The following is a 16,852-nucleotide window of genomic DNA, read 5'->3' as shown; positions in this document are numbered from 1 at the left end:
CTTCGCAGCGGCCGGATCAGATTCTGCCCGGCTCCCTGATTAGTGGGCTTGGCAGGGTGGGATTCCAAATATGGTTGAGCTCATGGGCGCCGACCGGCCGATTTGGGTCGATTATGAGAAACTGAAGCACCCATCGGGCTGAGGATGAAGGAGTTTTCCCGGTTCCAACTCCTGAGGGCTGCTGGCGCTCCGTTCCTTTCAAAATTCATATGTGCTTAGAATCAATGACTTACTGCCATCCATAGCCCTGCTCATTTTTTTCCTACAGAAAACCGTAGAAAACTCTTGCAATCCGGGAAACAGTATTCTAAGATTGGAATCAAGCCAGGGAGGCAACTCCCACCAAAGCGAGACTAACCTCAAAAGACCCCTGAAGCATTCACCTCCCTGGCGCCCTCTGGGTCTTCCATTTCCTCCTCCAAAGCAGTAAGTCACCGTAAAGAAATGTGCGCAATCCAATCAGTAGCGGCGCGCAGTGATAGAATTACGGGCGTCCGCTCATGCAACGAGTAACCCTCCTCGGATCCACCGGAAGCATCGGCCAAAGCACTTTGGACGTGGTTCGCCAGAACCGCGAGCGCTTTGCGATCCACGCGCTGGTGGCGGGCCGCAACCTGACCAGGTTGGCCCAACAGATTCAAGAGTTTGAACCCGCTGTCGCGGTGGTGGCCAGGGCAGAAGACGTGCCTGTGCTCGCAGCCCTGTTGAAAGACGCGGGGGTGCTTTCGCCAGACCTGCGCTCCGGCTTGGCTGCCTATACGGAAGTGGCTACGGCGCCGGAGACCGATTTCGTGATGTCGGCGATCGTCGGGGTGGCGGGCATGGAAGCCACCTATGAGGCGATTCGCCTGGGTAAGCGCATCGGTTTAGCAAATAAGGAAACCCTGGTGGCTGGCGGCAGCCTGGTGATGGCAGCCGTGAAACAGTTTGGAACTGAGCTGATTCCCGTGGATAGTGAGCACAACGGTGCCCACCAGTGCCTGCGGGCCGGGCGCCGGGAAGACGCGACGAAGCTGATTCTGACCGCCTCGGGCGGTCCTTTTAGGAAAACTCCTAAGGAAGATCTGCTTCTGGTAAAACCTGAACAGGCTTTGAACCATCCAACATGGCAGATGGGTCCACGGATCACTGTCGATTCGGCGACCCTGATGAACAAGGGCTTCGAAGTCATTGAGGCTTGCTGGCTTTTTGACTTCCCAACCAGCCAGGTGGAAGTCGTGGTACATCCACAGTCTACGGTCCATGCCATGGTGGAATACAATGATGGCAGCGTGATCGCGCAGGTTTGCGCGACCGACATGAGAATGCCGATCCAATACGCCCTGACATATCCGGAACGGGCGAGTGCCCCGGTGCCGCGATTGGATTGGGCGCAGGCGAGAACCTGGGAGTTCCACGCCCCGGATCTGGATAAGTTTCCGCTTTTGCGTTTGGCCTATCAGGCGCAGAATACTGGCGGGACCTCTACTTGTACGCTGAATGCTGCCGATGAAATAGCAGTAGAGGCCTTTCTGCGGAATGAAATCTCATTCCCCGGAATCGCGGAAGTGGTCGAAGAGACATTGAACAGGGTACCCAGCCAGCCGTCCCAATCCATTGGGCAGGTGCTGGATGTGGATCGGGAATCTCGAGCGGTGGCGCGTCAGGTGACGCGCGAGCGGTTGGGTGCGCGGGTGATGGCTAGCCCCGCTAAGTACTAGAAAAGGAATGGGGAATGGTCTTCTACCAATTCTTCGAGAATGTCTGGTGGCTGCTGGTCCTGATCGGGGTGATGATCGTCATCCACGAACTGGGCCACTATTGGGCAGCCCGATACTTTGATATCCGGGTGGACACGTTCAGCATCGGTTTTGGCCCGAGGCTGTTCGGCTTCCAGAAGGGTGAGACCGACTTCCGCGTGGCGTGGATCCCGTTTGGCGGGTACGTCCGGATGGCCGGTGAGCAACCTTCCGACGAGATCGACCCACGTGGTTTTCTGGCCAAGCCGCGGTGGCAGCGGCTGATTGTCGTCTTTGCCGGTCCGGCTATGAATGTCGTCCTGGCGGTTGCGCTGCTGGCGGGTCTCTACATGATCCGCTATCCGAAATTGGCAAGCGCCCAGGGGCCGGCCAGCATCGGGTATGTGAAACCGGATTCACCGGCTGCGAAAGCCGGGCTTCGTGAAGGCGACGTTATTGTACAGATCGAGAGCAAGGCCAACCCAACCTGGGAAGACGTGCTGCTGAAGGAAGTGGTCAGCGCCAGCAAGGCCCTGCCCCTGGTGATCGATCGCAAAGGCGAGCGGCTTCCGTTAACGGTCACGCCGGAGATGGACCCGAAGGTGGGCGTCGGCTTGGCTGGCTGGGCGGAGCAGACGGACATCGAAGTTGGCGGCCTTGTGGCTGGGATGGATGCCGAGAAGAAGGGCCTGCAGAAGGGCGACATGCTCGTCAGCATTAATGGGCAGCCCATTCGCACCATCTACCGGATTCATGAAGTCCTGAAACAATCTGACGGTCGCGCGGTGGATATTGCCTACCGCCGCGGACAGGAAACCCGCACCGTGAGCATTCTGCCGCACTTCAGCGATCAGATGGGCGGTGGCGGCCGCTGGCTGATCGGCGTGGAACTGGCTCCCCGAGTGGTGTACTCCAAACTGTCGCCGGCAGCGGCGATCAACGAATCGGTGAAGCAGAATTTGAAGGGCGCAACCCTGATCTATCAATTCCTGCACGCGATCCTGGAGCGCCGTTCCTCGGCGAAGTCGCTGGAAGGACCCATCAGCATCGCGCGGTTATCCGGCGAAGCGGCCCGCGAGGGCCCGATGTCGTTCATCAACCTGATGGCGACGGTCAGCCTGAACCTGGCGATCTTCAACCTGTTGCCTATCCCGATTCTTGACGGCGGCGTCATCCTGTTGCTGCTCATCGAGATGCTGATGCGGCGGGATCTGAGCCTCGCCCTCAAGGAGACGGTCTTCAAGCTGGGCTTTGTGTTCCTGATGATGGTGGTGGTCTTCGTGCTCTACAACGACATCACGAAGCTGCTGCCCGGCTGACGCAGGCTCCCAGGCAAATCAAAACAAAGGGCATGCTTCGGCGTGCCCTTTTCGCTTTTTAGCGGCCGTTCCATTTGGGCTGGCGTTTCTGAAGGAATGCGGATATGCCCTCCTGGGCGTCGGCTGCCATGGCATTCTCTGTCATGACACCGGAGGCGTACTCGTAGGCGCGGTGCTGGTCGAGGTCAATTTGGCGATAGAAGGCATGTTTGCCCAAGCCGACGGTATAACTGCTGGCCGCCACGATCTGGGACGCGAGTTCCCAGGTGGCTTCCCTCAGTCGCTCCGCCGGGACGACATCGTTGACCAGGCCCCATTCCGCGGCTTCATTCGCGGAGACCAGCCGACCGGTGAGCAACATTTCCAGGGCGCGTTTGCGGCCGATGGCACGGGTCAATGGGACCATCGGGGTGGTGCAGAACAGCCCAATCTTGACGCCCGGGGTAGCGAAGGCGGCCTGGTCGCTGGCCACGGCCAGGTCGCAGGCGGCCACGAGCTGGCATCCGGCAGCGGTGGCCAGTCCCTGCACCATGGCGATGACTGGTTGGGGTAGACGCTGGATGAACTCCATCATGTTGGAGCAGGTCTCAAAGATCTCCTGATAATCAGCTTCCGAACGGCCGGGAATCTCGGAGAGGTCGTGACCGGAAGAGAACACTTTGCCCTCGGCGGCCAGGATGACGGCTCCGATGGAACGGTCTTCCGCCGCCGCTGCCAGGCAACCGGTAAGCTCGCGCATCAGTTGGAGGGAAAGTGCGTTGCGACGCTCCGGCCGGGCCAGAGTGATGGTCAGAACAGCTCCAACCTGTTGGATGTAAATCATTTCAGAGTTCATTGATTTTCTGGTCCGAATCAGAACCCGTCGCATCTAATGGCGCATGAAAGCCATTGCCACCGCCCTGGGAGGGATACTCCTCGTCGCCATGACAGCCTTTGCCGCCAACTCCATCTACGACTTTACGATGAACAGCATCGACGGCAAATCCACGCCGCTGAAGAGCTATGAAGGCAAGGTCGTCCTTGTTGTGAACGTAGCCAGCAAGTGCGGGTTCACGCCACAGTACACCGGCCTGGAGAATCTTTACCAGAAGTATCACAGCAAGGGCTTCGTGATCGTCGGCGTCCCGGCCAATAACTTCGGCGGCCAGGAGCCGGGCACGGACGAGGAGATCAAGACTTTTTGCTCGCGCAACTACAATGTGACGTTCCCCATCATGTCGAAGGTCAGCGTGAAGGGCGCGGACATGACGCCGTTGTATCAGTACCTCACGGCCGCCAAGGGCGGCGATGTGAAGTGGAACTTCACCAAGTTCCTGGTGGGCAAGGACGGCAAGGTGATCGAGCGCTTCGAGTCGAAGGTGGCTCCGGAGTCGCCCGAATTGACCGCGGCCGTGGAAAAGGCTTTGCAATAAGTTAGGCTGTTGAATCTGATAGCTTAGAGGGTTGGATCGCCTGTACGGCGGTCCAACCCTTTTCTCTTATGGCTCGCATTCTCGTCACCGGCGGAGCCGGCTACATTGGTTCGCACACCGCGCACCACCTGCTTTCCCTGGGCCATGACGTCCAGGTGTTGGATGATTTGTCAAAGGGTTACGCGCACAACGTGCCCGAAGGGCGGCTGCATGTCGTAAATCTCCATGACACGGTGGCGCTGGACCGGGTCTTCAACAAGACACAGTTTGATGCGGTGATCCATTTTGCGGCGTTCATCGCCGTGGGCGAGTCGGTGCGCGAGCCGGAAAAGTACTTCCGTAACAACACCGGCGGGTCGTTATCACTGTTGGACGCGATGCGGCGGCATGGCGTGCGGCGCCTGGTTTTCAGTTCGACCGCAGCCGTGTATGGCAACCCGGAGCACGTTCCGATCATTGAAGACCAACCACTGAAGCCAGTGAATCCCTATGGGGAATCGAAGCTGATGACTGAAACGACGCTGCGCTGGCTGGATGAGTGCTCGTCGCTGCGCTACGTCGCGCTGCGCTACTTCAACGCCTGCGGGGCGGAAAGCAAGTATGGCATCGGCGAGGAGCACGAGCCGGAAACGCACCTGATTCCGCTGATCTTCCGCGCGATCCGGACGGGCAAGCCGATCACGGTGTTCGGCAACGACTACCCAACGCCGGACGGAACCTGCGTGCGCGACTACGTCCATGTGTCTGATTTGGCGGAAGCGCATAGGCTGGCCCTGGACAGCCTGCTCTCCGGCGGGCCCAGCGGCGTGTATAACGCTGGGATGGGTCAAGGCTATTCGGTGATGGAAGTGATCCATGCGGCAGAGGCGGTGACAGGGAAGCCAGCGCCGTTCACCTTTGGGGAACGCCGCGAAGGCGACCCGGCCGAATTGGTGGCAGATTCGTCTAAACTGCAGAAAACATTTGGGTGGGCGCCGAAGTACAACACCCTGGAGTCGATTGTGGAGAGCGCCTGGGCGTTTGACGCTCATAAACATGGCGCTGTCTGAAAGATTGGCTCTGTAACCTCAGGAGTCCGGGATTGCGCCTTTTCGTGTGTTGGCGCCTTGAGTCCAATGAAAGGCTGAGTGTGTCTGTATGCCCGCGATGACGAACCCCAACCCGGATCAGCTGCCGATGCCGAAGTATACGGGCGAGCCGCCCAAGAAGCCGAATCCTCTCCCTAACATACTGGGGGGATTGGGGTTGCTGGCGCTGGTGGGTGGTGGTGCGTATTACTGGAACGTGGTGCGTCCGGCGCAGCAGGCACAGGCGGCCGCTGTGGCGGTGGCCAAAACAGCTCCTATCCAGAAGTCCAACATAGAGATGCGGTTGAGGGTGACGGGCCAGACCTCTGCCCGTGAATATGCCTTCATTGTTGCGCCGCGCATCCGGTTTCGTGGCGTGGACCCGAATATGGTGCTGTTGAAGCTGGTGAGCTCGGGTTCGCTTGTCAAAAAGGGCGATGTCGTGGCCGAGTTTGACCCGCAGGCCATGAAGGACCGCATGGACGACCAGATCGCCACGATCAAGGATTACGAGAATAACATCAAGAAGCGCAGGGTGGAGCAGGAACTCGATATGGAGAACCTGCAGCAGTCACTGCGGCAGGCGAAGGCGGCAGTGGACAAAGCGAAGCTCGACTTCCGTACGACCCAGATCCGCATGGACATCGACCGCGAACTGCTGCAGCTTTCCGTCGATGAAGCGGAAGCGGCGTACAAGGAACAGCAGACGGATGTGCCGCAGAAAGTTGCCTCCCAGAAGTCCGATATGCGGATTCTGGAAATCACCAAGCGGATTGAAGACATCAATGCCGAGCGCCAGCAGGGCGATCTGCAAAAGATGGTGATCAAGGCCCCGATGGACGGGATGGTGGTGCTGCAGACCATGTTCCGGCCTGGCGGCGACCAGGTGACGCTCGCCGTGGGCGACCAGGTGCGGCCGGGTCAGCCGATCATGAAGATCATCGATGCCCGCACGATGCAGGTGGAAGGCCAGATCAACCAGTCGGAGAGCAGCACGTTCCGCATCGGACAATCGGCAAATGTCAGCCTGGATGCATTCCCTGGATCTCACTATGAGGCCAAGGTTTACGCGATTGGCGCGCTGGCGACCAGCGGCGGACGGCAGCAGTTCTTCATCCGCAATGTGCCCGTCCGTGTGCAGATGCTGAATCCGGACAAGAACGTGATTCCGGACCTCTCCGCCTCGGCCGATGTGCTGCTGGGCAAGGCCGATAACGTACTGGCGGCTCCGGCATCAGCGGTCGAGCAGAACGGCGACAAGAACTATGTGTACATCAAGAATGGGAATACGTTCGAGAGGCGCGAAGTGCGCCTCGGCATGAACAACGGCACACAGGTGGCCATTCTCGAGGGCGTCAAAGAAGGCGACGTCGTCCGGGTGAACTAAGGTTCAACGGCGCCCAAGGTAATGGTGTGGTGCCCCGCCGGCAAGAGGCGAGGGGTACCATCGGGCAAAATGGCAATCGCGCGGGTTCGAGCCGTGTAAGTGACCGTCAAACGACCGTCATGGACCACGGCTTTTTCCATTCCACCGTTGAAATCGAGCAGCAGCGGCAGGGCATCGCTTCCAGGTGCGCACGCCTCCACTTTGCTTGGCCCGGAGGGAAGGAGCAGGCGGCCGTCCTGGTGGATGCGCCAGGGTTCTCCATTCACCAGTGCGCACCCCGTCCATGTGACGGCGATGCTCTGCGGTGACTGTATGGTGAGGGTGTCCCCGCCGGTGCTTTGCGTGGCAGGCGAAGCGGCGGCGGCCAGGAGACGCCAATCCACCGGTAGAATCGAGTTCTCGAAGTAAAGGGCGACTTGGGGGAAGGCGTGCGCCGCGCTGTGCACCAACTGGAAAAGCTCGGCCCCGGTCTGCTGTTTGGTGGGGTAGACGTCCTGGTAACGGTCGACCACGTTGATATCAATGGCGAGTGGCTGTCCGGCGGTAGCGATTGGGGCATAGCGCCGGGCGATCTCCGCATAACGCTCCGGCCCCAGGTGCCACACCGTGGCCGGATCCTCCACCAGAAAAGTGGCGTTGTGGGCGGCTGCGGCGGGCAACAGGCGGGCGGCGTCGGCGCCGACCTTGTCGCGCATGGTGAGGTCGAAGCGGTCGTCGACGTGCGTGAAGGCGAGGTCGAGCCAGGGCTTGGACTTGCGGATGGTTTCGATGCGGTTGAGCCAATCGGTTTGGAGCCGGGCAGCGAGTTCGGCGCGATAGTCGAGGAACTGGCGCATCGGGCGGGCGTCGCGAGCGTGGTAGCGCCTGGAGCGGGGGTCGTATAGTTCCTTGGGATCAAAGCCGTTCTTCTCGCGAAACGCCTCGCGTACCTCGGCATTGAAAGGCGTGAACCGCGCCGGATTCTGATAGCCCTCCAGCGATTCGAAGTAGAGCTCTCCCAGATTGATGCCATCCCAGTCGAACCGCTGAAGCAGTGCGCGGAGGCCCTGATCAATCGATGCGGTGCAGTCCGGATTGTTCAGATTCATCAGCTTACGCCAGTCGAGATGGGCATCCTGGCCGGTGGCGGTCTGCTCGCGCCATTCCGGATGATCGATCCAGAAACGATCACTGACGTGAGGCAGTTCCACCCAGGCATAGGTCACGATGGCATGGCGGTGGCAGGCTTCTATCAGGCGGCCGAGCCAGGCGTCGCGCTCGGGGTCGGGCTCCCAGTAATGCCAGGCGGCAATGTGGAGGGCCGCGATTCCACCAGAGCGCCAGCGGGCGGCCAGGTAGTCGGGATCGGCGCGCAGACGGTAGGAAGAGTCGAAGAACGCCCACAAGCCGCGGCTCTCAACGCGCGGATGCAGGCCTAATTCCGCCAAGGCCTGGGGGATATAGGGGAATCGCTCATAGCCCTGTTCGCCGATTGGAACCGCGGTCCAGAAGATGATTTGTGCGCCGCGCCGGAGGCCAGCCGCCAGCGGGGCGCCGGTCCAGCGTTCGCGGGTGAAAACGATCGCTTCCGGCGGCAAATCGTAGCGCGGGACGGCCAGCGTCTGCTTCCATACGATCTGGAGGCTGGGGTCGAAGCGGTCGGTGACGCTGCGGACCTGGACGGTCGTGGAGCCGGGTTGGAACCCCTCCGAGGGAACGGCGCCCTCGAGAATGGAGACGTGGGCTGCGTCAAGGCCGAGGGACTGGAACAGGCGCGGCCACGAGCCCCAGACGGTCATCGTAAAGAACAGAAAACTAATGAGATATCGCATACCATAGTCCAGTCCGGATATCCCAGTAGCCGGGATTTCGGAAGCCCGCGGGCATCGTGTGCTTGCCGTATAGAATGTCGTAGCGGAGTACCATGCCGTGCGGCATACCCGGCAGGTGGACGCGGAAACCGGGTCCAAACTCCGCAAAATTGGCCCAGGAGACGCCCAGGCGATCGGCCGTCAGGTTGAAGTTCCAATAGGCCATCAACTGGTGACCTCGCTCGTCTTTGGCGAGGGTATAGCCAAACTGCGTTTGGGAATACAGGAGCATGTCGTCCTGCTGGCGATGGAGATAGACGCCGTCGAGGGCCGTTTCGGTGAACCAACCCGATTCAGGGGCGCCGAAGAGACGGCCCCACCCCTTTGACCAGGCGAGACCGCCACGGTAGTCCGGGGAGGCCAGGCCCTGATTCGGGCGGTGGCCCAGGTAACTGACGGCTTCCCCCGCTTCAAACCAGCCATAGGCGCGCGGGAAGAGGCGGGCCTTCAGACCGAGGGCTCCGATGATGCTGGTTTCCGATAAGTATGTGTAGGCATTGAATTTCGCCCCGCTGCGGGTGTCCCCCAGGAAGCGGAGTGAGACGTACGGGGTGAAGATGGAGCGGCCCAGGCGATACTCGGCGGTCATCTGGCTGTAGAGGAAGGCATCGTCCCAGCGGGAGGAGTAGAGGGGCACGAACCAGGCTGAGAAGTGGAGGCCGGGGCGGCTGGCGCGCAAGGCGGAGTAAGCCTGGGCGGCCTTGGAAGCCACGGCGGGACTATCTGAGCGGCGGGCGAGACCGAACCACTGTAGCGCCTCGGCGTCGCGGTGGAGCATGTTGTTGGTGACGCCAAGCTGGTAGAGCACCTCGGCGTCCCCGGGATTCTGTTGATAGGCCTGGGTCAGATAGGTGAGCGCGTCGTTGAGGTAGCTGTTTTCGAGCGAGCGGGTCCCCATCTCCTTGGCCTCGAAACCGGGTGCATCGTCCTGCTGGGCCGGGGAGGAAGGTACGGCCAGGGCCAGTTCCCCGGCAGCGGGTGTAGCGCCGCGCATCTGTTCACGGGCCGATTCCGCCACGCGGGGTGTGCCGGTGCGCCAGGCGGAGACCAGGGCGGCGCGGGCCTTCGCAGTCTCGCCTTGTTCTGTCCAGATACGGGCGAGATCCAGCAGGAGGTCGGAGTTACCCGGGCGCCGGCGCCAAGCCTCTTCGAAATGCTCAGCGGCGAGCGCCAGTTCGTCCCGCTTCTCGGCCAGGCGAGCCAGTTCTTCGTGGGCGGACCACTGGCCGGGGGCGCGGCGCAGGGCCTCCTGCCAGCGTGCGATGCCGGTGCGCAGCGGCTCGTCAATGCCTTCGAAGGCGATGTCCGCCTTGGCGCGAATTCCGGGGTCGGATGATTCCTTGAGGCGCAGGAACAGACGGCGTGCTTCACGAGGCTGGCCGGTTTCGAAGCTCAGAAACGCAGACTCCAAAGCGGTGGACTCATCCGTGGGGTCGAGACGCAGGGCCTCTTCGAACTGTCGGCGGGCGGCAAAGCGGTCTCCGGTGCGCAGTAGCGTGTAAGCAAAGTCTTTTCGAATGCGGGCGTTGGCAGGGTTGCAGGGCAGCGCTTGGTGGAATGAGGAGACGGCGGCGTCGAGCCGGTTCTCACGCAGTGAGGTATAGGCTGCCGTAGCCGGATCGGCCGGCCATAGGGCGCAGGAGGCGTCCGAGAGTAGCAACAGGAACACGAGCATTTAAAAAAGTAGTGTTGGCGTGACGACACGGCTCTCAGGGAATATTCAGGGACTAACATGGAGGTATATGGCTCCCTTTCGGGGTGTAGATTACCTTCACATCGATTCCCTGTTGAACGATGAAGAAAAGCTGGTCCGGCAGACGGCGCGCCAGTTTACGGAAGACCGGGTGATCCCGATCATCAAGGACTGTTACAACCAGGGCCGCTTCCCGGCGGAACTGATTCCGGAGATGGGCGAACTCGGCTTCTTCGGAGCGAATCTCGAAGGCTACGGCTGTGCCGGCCTGTCGAACGTGGAGTATGGACTGATCATGCAGGAACTGGAGCGGGGCGACTCGGGCCTGCGCAGTTTCGTCAGCGTGCAAGGTGCGCTGGTGATGTATCCCATCCACACCTACGGCAGCGAGGAGCAGCGTCAGAAGTACCTGCCGCCACTGGCCGAGGGCCGGTTGATCGGATGCTTCGGGCTGACCGAGCCCGGCTTCGGATCGAACCCGGGCGGCATGACGACCACGGCGAAACGCGACGGAGACGATTGGATCCTGAACGGGGAGAAGACGTGGATCACGAACGGCACGGCGGCCGGCGTGGCCGTGGTGTGGGCGCGCACTTCAGAAGGGGTACGCGGCTTCCTGGTGGAGAAGGGAACGCCGGGGTTCACGTCCAGCGACATCCACGGCAAACTGTCGATGAGGGCGTCGGTGACGTCGTCGCTGGCGTTCAACGATTGTCGGATTCCGGAGTCGCAGCGTCTGCCGAATGCGATTGGTTTGAAGACGGCGTTGGGCTGTCTGTCGCAGGCAAGGTATGGCATCGGGTGGGGTGTGCTGGGCGCGGCGATGGACTGCTTCGAGACGGCGAGGCAGTATACGCTGGTGCGCAAGCAGTTCGACGACCGGCCGATCGCCACGCATCAACTGGTGCAGGAGAAGCTGGCCTGGATGGTCACGGAGATCACCAAAGGGCAACTGCTGGCGATGCAATGCGGACGCCTGAAGGACGGGAAGAAGCTCGACTTCGCGCACGTCTCGATGTTGAAGCGGAATAACGTGACCATTGCCCTGGAGTGTGCGCGGCTGTCGCGCGACCTGCTGGGCGGCAACGGGATCATCGACGATTATCCGATCATGCGCCACATGTGCAATCTCGAGACGGTGAAGACCTATGAAGGCACGGACCATATCCATGCGCTGGTGATCGGCGAGCGGGTGACGGGTCTGCCGGCCTATCGCTGAGGAGAATATGAAGCGTAGAAGTTTTGTGACGGCCGCCCTGGCTGCGGTGTGCATCGGGTGTGCGAAGAAGGGCGAAAGCCGATTCGATTACGGCGAGGCAAAGAAGAAATACGAGCTGAAGGGTGTGGTTGTAAACCTGAAGCCCGAAGATCGCGTGGTGGTGGTGAAGCATGAGAAGATCGGGGATTGGATGGAAGCCATGACCATGGAATTCCCCGTGCCCTCGGCCGAGGAATTCGGCAAGCTGAAACCAGGCGCCACGATCCGCGCCACGGTGAATGTGAACGACATGTTCTTCTGGCTGACCGGCATTACGGTGGAGTAATCATGCGCATTTCGTTCGTGTATCTGTTCATTGCAGCCTCGGGTCTACTGGCGGCGCAGACGCATCGAAATCCAGCGGCGCGCTGGGATCAGATCTATCTCAGCCCGGATGCCAAGGTGCCGGTGAACCCAAGCACCCTGGTGCTGGAGACGACGGCCAGCCTGAAGCCGGGTTCCGCCCTGGACGTGGGCATGGGCAATGGACGGAACTCGATCTACCTGGCGCGCAAAGGCTGGAAGGTGACAGGTATCGACATTTCGCCGGCGGCCGTGAAGCAGGCGAGCCAGGAAGCGGCCAAACTGAAAGTGGAGTTCGATGCCCGCGCCGGCGACATCGAGCGGATGGATCTGGGACGGGACAAGTACGACCTGATCCTCTGCATGTACGTTCACATGGTGCCGATCAAGAACGCACGCAAGCTGATCGACTCACTGAAACCGGGCGGACTGCTGATTGTGGAAGGACACCACGCGGACGTGCAGTCGCTGGGGCTGCGGCCGGTTTCGGGCGGGCCTCCAGGCTATATGACGAATCAACTGGTGCGCGCCTTCGAGCGCCTGCGGATCCTGCGCTATGAAGACAGGACCATGCAGGCGGAATGGTCGAATGGACCGGAAGGCAAAGCCCCCATTGTCCGGCTGGTGGCGCGGAAAGAGTAGCTGCAGCTACCAGTCGCACTGCGCTTCGGCGTAGGCGGCCGAGCCATCTGAGAGCCATCCATCGAGTTGGGCCACTTCCTTGAGCTGTTGGCCGCGGCTGCGCGGCACGACGGCGTAGCGGCACGGCAGTTCCGGCAAGGCCGTCATATCGCCCCATAGCTTTTCGAACTGGGTGACCGGGTAGATGTCTTCCTGGCCGGTGCCCCAACGCTTTTTCACGTCCTTCAAGGTGATGTAAGTGGGCATGCGGGCGGCGAGATTGCGTACTGCCACGGCGGTCTTCGCATCATCGGCAAGATCGCCCACCGTCAACTGGAACACACGCAGCAGTGCATCCACACTGATCCACATGGTGTTGCTGTTGTAATAAGACAGCTCAAACTCAAGTTTCTCGTCGGGCAGCGCCAGGCCTTCGATGAGGCGGACACGGCCGTCGACACGGGCCAAGCCTCCGCCGCGATCCTCGATCTCGCGGCCGATGACCTCCGCGGTGAGCGCGGCGCCGGAATCGATGTGCAGGCCCAGCAACCCGGGGTCGAGCGAGACGCCCATGGTGTCGATGTTGTGCAACATGAGGTAGCGCAGGCGGGGTTGGTCTTCCAGCAGGCGCCGCAGGGTTCCATTGCGCAGCAGGTTTGGGACCTCGTACCAGTGTCCGACGGGATGCAGGCACTGCTGCGGCAAGTTGTCGGTATAGTCCGAAGCTTCACCGAGTGACGTCGCCCAATTCATCAGAGCGGCGCGGCCGCTGTCACGCACCTTCTGCTTCTGCTCGTCGAGGGCCTGTTGCGGCATCTCCTGCCAGGCGAAGCGGAGGTCGCGGGCCGTGGGCACCAGGCGCAACCCGACGATGCGGCCCGGTGAAAGATGCAGCGGCCCCTGGTAACCGAAGTTGTCGGCGGCCCGCAGGTATTGCTGCATCGGCGGGTGGGTGAGGTAGCTGGTAGTGAAGACGTGCGGAATGGCGCGGCCAAAGCGGCGGGCCGTCTGGCGCGATTTGGCGAGATGGATTTCGACGAAGCTGCGGTGGCGGCCGGCCATCATGACGAAGGGGTTGAGCGCTTTGACGACACCGGCGCCCTTGGTCCAGCGGCTGCCGGCGCCGCCCGCCAGAGAGATGACAGCCACGGCGCCGTCCGCCAAGGCCTGGGCGCCAAGTTCCACCAGGCGAGCGGGCAAAGGCTGGCGGGCATCGGTGACTTCAGCAGGGGAGACGTCCTCGATGCGGCTGCTCACGGGCAGGCGATTCTGGGCAAGCCCGATGCGGCCGCTGCGGAGGTCCGCGCGGATCTTCTCGTGCTGGACGCGATCGAAACCGTAGTCCTCCAGTAGTTGCTGGAGCGGGAGTGCTGAGCCGCCTTCTTTGTTCGTATCGCGCGGCAGCAGCCGGTCAAAGAGTGTCTGTACCATGCCGGCGAGCTCAGGTTTGTGGCGGCAGGCCTCACCGAAGGCCATGAGGTCGCCACGCTGGGCGAGGCTGAGCTCGCGTGTTTCGCGGCGAATGAGTTCCGGAACACGCAGGGCGTAGTAGGCTGGCGGCAGAAGGCTATCCTCGCCTGTGAGCAGTTCGGCCCAGGTGCCGCGTTCATTGATCGTGAAGTCGTAGACAACGGGCTCCATGGCAAAGGGGACGGCGCGATCCATGGAGCGTTTCGCGGAGGTCATTATCTCGGCCATGCGTTGCTGCGCGCGAAGCTTCACCTCTGGCGCGAACAGGAAGCCCATGCCACCGCCGGCCATGCCGCCGAGCATCCAAAAACCCCAGAAATCGTCTCCAAACTCCTGCCGTGCGCCGGCGATGAGGCGCAGTGTGTACTGGTTGGCTGCCCAGGGAATGATGGTTTGGATGGGCCCGTCGAAATTGCGCTGGGTACACGCGCCGACTCCGCGGATGTCGCCACGACGCAGGCAGTCGATGATTTCGTCGAGCAGTTCGATGGCCTGCAGGCGGCCCTGCCATTCCTTCTCGCCGCGCAGCAGGTATTTCTCCGTGACCATCTCGAGGATGGGGCCCACATCCTGGGCCATGCCGCCATGCACGAGGACCAGGCTCTGTTGGAGCTTATCGCGCGTCTCGGCGGTAATTTCCTCCAGGGGGAAGACTCGATGACGGGGCAACAGGCACCCGCGGCTGATGCCGTACTCCACGTCGCCTTCGCGAGCCACGACGCCCTCGATGAGCTTCATGCCAGGCCACACGCCACCGGAATCCTGCCAGCCGCCTCCGCTGCCGCCCAGCCACTCGCCGAGAATGGCGCGCGCGGCCACCAGCCGGCGGTCGCTCTCCTGCAACCCTCCGGTGAGGGAGTGGATCTGGCCAGTGGCGCGCATACAGACCGAAATCAGGCTAGCCAGCAGATTGGTGGAGACGGCGAGGCGCGAGCCTTTCGGAATATCGTTGACCTTGCTGGTCACTTCCAGTCCGTAGCCGGCGCGGCCAGTAAGGGCCGTCAGGAGGTCTGCCAGGGATTGGCCCGAGCCTTCCATTCCCGGCGGGACGACACCGGCGGCGATGATGGCGGCCTTCAACAGGCCCAGGTAGTCCCGCCCGAAGTCGAAGACCTCGGCCAGGGAAGTGATGTCGGCCGTGGCGCCGAGGTCCACACTGGCCAGGCGCAGCACGGGTTCATCGATGACGCGGAGGTAGGATTCGACAGGCGGCTTGGGTGCGGATTCAGCTTTGCCGCGGACTGCCAGATCGATGGAGGTGTTGAGGACGCGGGCACCCTCGGGAAAGTCCATGCCCAGGAAAAAGATATCGCTCCAGCCGCTGTGAGAGAGGTCCATGCGGACCGGCGTGGCTTCGCGAAGGACGGGAAAGACTCCGGTGGAGGCATCAGGCCGCAGGAGTTCCGCGCGCAGGCGCAACGGATAGTCGGCGGGATGGCCGGTACGAAACATCCACTGGTTGCCGCGCACGCTGCGGACGCTGCGGCGCACCTGGTCGGCAAGGTTCTGAAAGGCGAGGCTGCGATAGGTGGCGGCGAGGGCGCTGCTGAGGGCCTGATTGGGCCCCTGCTGCTGTTGGGCCTCGAGAAAGCAGCGAATCGCCTCCTCGAAGCGGCGGTGGAGCAGGTGGGTATAGCCGTCGAAGGGTACGCGGCCCTGGGGAGCGACGCCGGGTTTGCCGGCGAGGTACATGCGGTGGACCGAGGAGAGAAAGAACAGGGCGCGCACTCGGGTATAGAGATTGTCGCTGTCGCGCCGCAGGGCTTCGAGTTCTTCACATTCCCCCAGCAGGGTCCCAGCCGAGGCTGCGCGGCAGAAGGAATCGAGGGAACGATTGCGTTTCTCCTGGTCGGTGGAGAGGATGATCCGAGCCAGTTCGCTCATTTGGCGGCCGTCTCCCGCAAGGCCATCAACTCGACCAGTTGCGAGAGGATCTCATCGCGGTCGCGGCCGCTCAGCCCCAGCGCAAGTTGGGCGGTGAGCAGACCGTAGCGGACGCCCAGGTCGTAGCGGCGGTGGGTCATCTGTAGGGCGAGGTAGCGTTCGCGCCGCGCCAGTTCGGACAAGGCCGCGGAGAGGGTAACGACGCCAGTGGAGGATTCGACAAGCAGTTCCTCGAGAATCGCCATGACCCCGGGCGTCAGCACATGCATGCCGAAGAAACAAAGGTAGTGGCCGGCGCGCAGGCCAGGCACGACGATGCGCTGCTCGGCTTCGGTGGGCGTGGGTTTTTCGAGGACAGTGTCTACTTTGTAGAGGCGATCGCGGCCGGCGAGGCGCTGTCCGCCGACGGCGCCAAACTGCTTGAGGTGGCCTTCGCGGGTAGCCTGGACGGTGGAGACCGAGCAGTCTTCGGCTTCGGCGACTTCAATGAGTTCGGCCGCGCAACTGGCCTGGGAGCGGCTGACGTAGAGGTGATCGCTCACCAGGTGGAGGAACGGTTCACCGGCGGTAAACTGACGGGCGCAGTGGATGGCATGGCCATAGCCACGGGGCTCAGTCTGTTCGACGAAGCGCACGCGGCCCGCGTGGTCGCCGGTGATGGAAGCGTAGTTCCCGGCATCTCCGGGGCAGACTACGACGCAGATCTCTTCCACACGAGCGCGGACGATCTCTTCCAGCAGGATGCCGAGGACGCTACGCTCCTGGCCATCGCGATCGACAAGATTCTGAAGTGGCAGACGACGCTGCGCCGGGGAGGCCGCGGTGACTACTGCTTTGCGTATCCGCATAGTTTCCTATGTACCATCGTAA

13 protein-coding genes are annotated in these 16,852 nt (G+C 61.8%); 8 read left to right on the top strand and 5 right to left on the bottom strand.

Annotated elements, in window-relative coordinates; all coding sequences use genetic code 11:
• Window positions 1-500 precede the first annotated feature (500 nt).
• Both ACR9Y2_RS06330 and rseP read left to right on the top strand, forming a co-directional pair.
• Window positions 501-1,700, top strand: coding sequence for a 1-deoxy-D-xylulose-5-phosphate reductoisomerase (locus ACR9Y2_RS06330; protein WP_435040209.1), 1,200 nt, complete (start codon window positions 501-503; stop codon window positions 1,698-1,700).
• Window positions 1,701-1,714: 14 nt separating this feature from the next.
• Window positions 1,715-3,037, top strand: a complete 1,323-nt coding sequence (gene rseP, locus ACR9Y2_RS06325; RefSeq protein ID WP_435040208.1) for an RIP metalloprotease RseP — start codon at window positions 1,715-1,717, stop codon at window positions 3,035-3,037.
• Window positions 3,038-3,095: 58 nt separating this feature from the next.
• On the opposite strand, the gene ACR9Y2_RS06320 is transcribed toward rseP, so the two are convergent.
• Entirely contained in the window at window positions 3,096-3,872 is a 777-nt protein-coding gene (locus tag ACR9Y2_RS06320; RefSeq protein WP_435040207.1) for an enoyl-CoA hydratase, read from the bottom strand.
• A gap of 43 nt (window positions 3,873-3,915) precedes the next feature.
• Between ACR9Y2_RS06320 and ACR9Y2_RS06315 the strand changes: the two genes are divergently transcribed.
• The 3 genes from ACR9Y2_RS06315 to ACR9Y2_RS06305 all read left to right on the top strand — a co-directional run bounded on the left by ACR9Y2_RS06315 (window position 3,916) and on the right by ACR9Y2_RS06305 (window position 6,903).
• Window positions 3,916-4,449 carry a glutathione peroxidase gene (locus tag ACR9Y2_RS06315; protein ID WP_435040206.1) on the top strand — a complete coding sequence of 178 codons (534 nt, stop codon included), beginning with the start codon at window positions 3,916-3,918 and terminating at the stop codon, window positions 4,447-4,449.
• A 68-nt stretch (window positions 4,450-4,517) separates the two neighbouring features.
• The gene (gene galE / locus ACR9Y2_RS06310; RefSeq protein ID WP_435040205.1) at window positions 4,518-5,498 is read left to right on the top strand and encodes a UDP-glucose 4-epimerase GalE; all 981 of its coding nucleotides are present in this window, start codon (window positions 4,518-4,520) and stop codon (window positions 5,496-5,498) included.
• A gap of 97 nt (window positions 5,499-5,595) precedes the next feature.
• Complete coding sequence (locus tag ACR9Y2_RS06305) at window positions 5,596-6,903, top strand: efflux RND transporter periplasmic adaptor subunit (protein ID WP_435040204.1); 1,308 nt, start codon at window positions 5,596-5,598, stop codon at window positions 6,901-6,903.
• On the opposite strand, the gene ACR9Y2_RS06300 is transcribed toward ACR9Y2_RS06305, so the two are convergent.
• Both ACR9Y2_RS06300 and ACR9Y2_RS06295 read right to left on the bottom strand, forming a co-directional pair.
• On the bottom strand, window positions 6,900-8,714 hold the full coding sequence (locus ACR9Y2_RS06300; RefSeq protein WP_435040203.1) for a hypothetical protein: 1,815 nt from the start codon (window positions 8,712-8,714) through the stop codon (window positions 6,900-6,902). The genes ACR9Y2_RS06305 and ACR9Y2_RS06300 overlap by 4 nt on opposite strands.
• Entirely contained in the window at window positions 8,698-10,422 is a 1,725-nt protein-coding gene (locus tag ACR9Y2_RS06295; protein ID WP_435040202.1) for a tetratricopeptide repeat protein, read from the bottom strand. The genes ACR9Y2_RS06300 and ACR9Y2_RS06295 overlap by 17 nt, the downstream gene beginning before the upstream one ends.
• A gap of 73 nt (window positions 10,423-10,495) precedes the next feature.
• Here ACR9Y2_RS06295 and ACR9Y2_RS06290 point away from each other — a divergent pair, with 73 nt between their 5' ends.
• From ACR9Y2_RS06290 to ACR9Y2_RS06280, 3 genes are read left to right on the top strand one after another with little or no spacing between them, the layout of a single operon-like run.
• The gene (locus ACR9Y2_RS06290) at window positions 10,496-11,665 is read left to right on the top strand and encodes an acyl-CoA dehydrogenase family protein (RefSeq protein WP_435040201.1); all 1,170 of its coding nucleotides are present in this window, start codon (window positions 10,496-10,498) and stop codon (window positions 11,663-11,665) included.
• Window positions 11,666-11,672: 7 nt separating this feature from the next.
• Window positions 11,673-11,990: a copper-binding protein gene (locus tag ACR9Y2_RS06285; RefSeq protein WP_435040200.1), complete on the top strand. Its 318-nt coding sequence runs from the start codon at window positions 11,673-11,675 to the stop codon at window positions 11,988-11,990.
• Window positions 11,991-11,992: 2 nt separating this feature from the next.
• Window positions 11,993-12,649, top strand: coding sequence for a class I SAM-dependent methyltransferase (locus ACR9Y2_RS06280; protein WP_435040199.1), 657 nt, complete (start codon window positions 11,993-11,995; stop codon window positions 12,647-12,649).
• Window positions 12,650-12,655: 6 nt separating this feature from the next.
• Here ACR9Y2_RS06280 and ACR9Y2_RS06275 read toward each other — a convergent pair whose 3' ends face one another.
• Complete coding sequence (locus tag ACR9Y2_RS06275) at window positions 12,656-15,982, bottom strand: UTP--glucose-1-phosphate uridylyltransferase (protein WP_435040198.1); 3,327 nt, start codon at window positions 15,980-15,982, stop codon at window positions 12,656-12,658.
• Complete coding sequence (locus tag ACR9Y2_RS06270) at window positions 15,979-16,830, bottom strand: sugar phosphate nucleotidyltransferase (RefSeq protein ID WP_435040197.1); 852 nt, start codon at window positions 16,828-16,830, stop codon at window positions 15,979-15,981. The genes ACR9Y2_RS06275 and ACR9Y2_RS06270 overlap by 4 nt, the downstream gene beginning before the upstream one ends.
• Window positions 16,831-16,852: the final 22 nt, after the last annotated feature.

It is taken from the genome of Paludibaculum fermentans, from assembly GCF_051172195.1.
GTDB classification, from domain to species: Bacteria; Acidobacteriota; Terriglobia; order Bryobacterales; family Bryobacteraceae; genus Paludibaculum; species Paludibaculum fermentans_A.
This window is presented reverse-complemented; position numbering and strand designations above follow the sequence as displayed.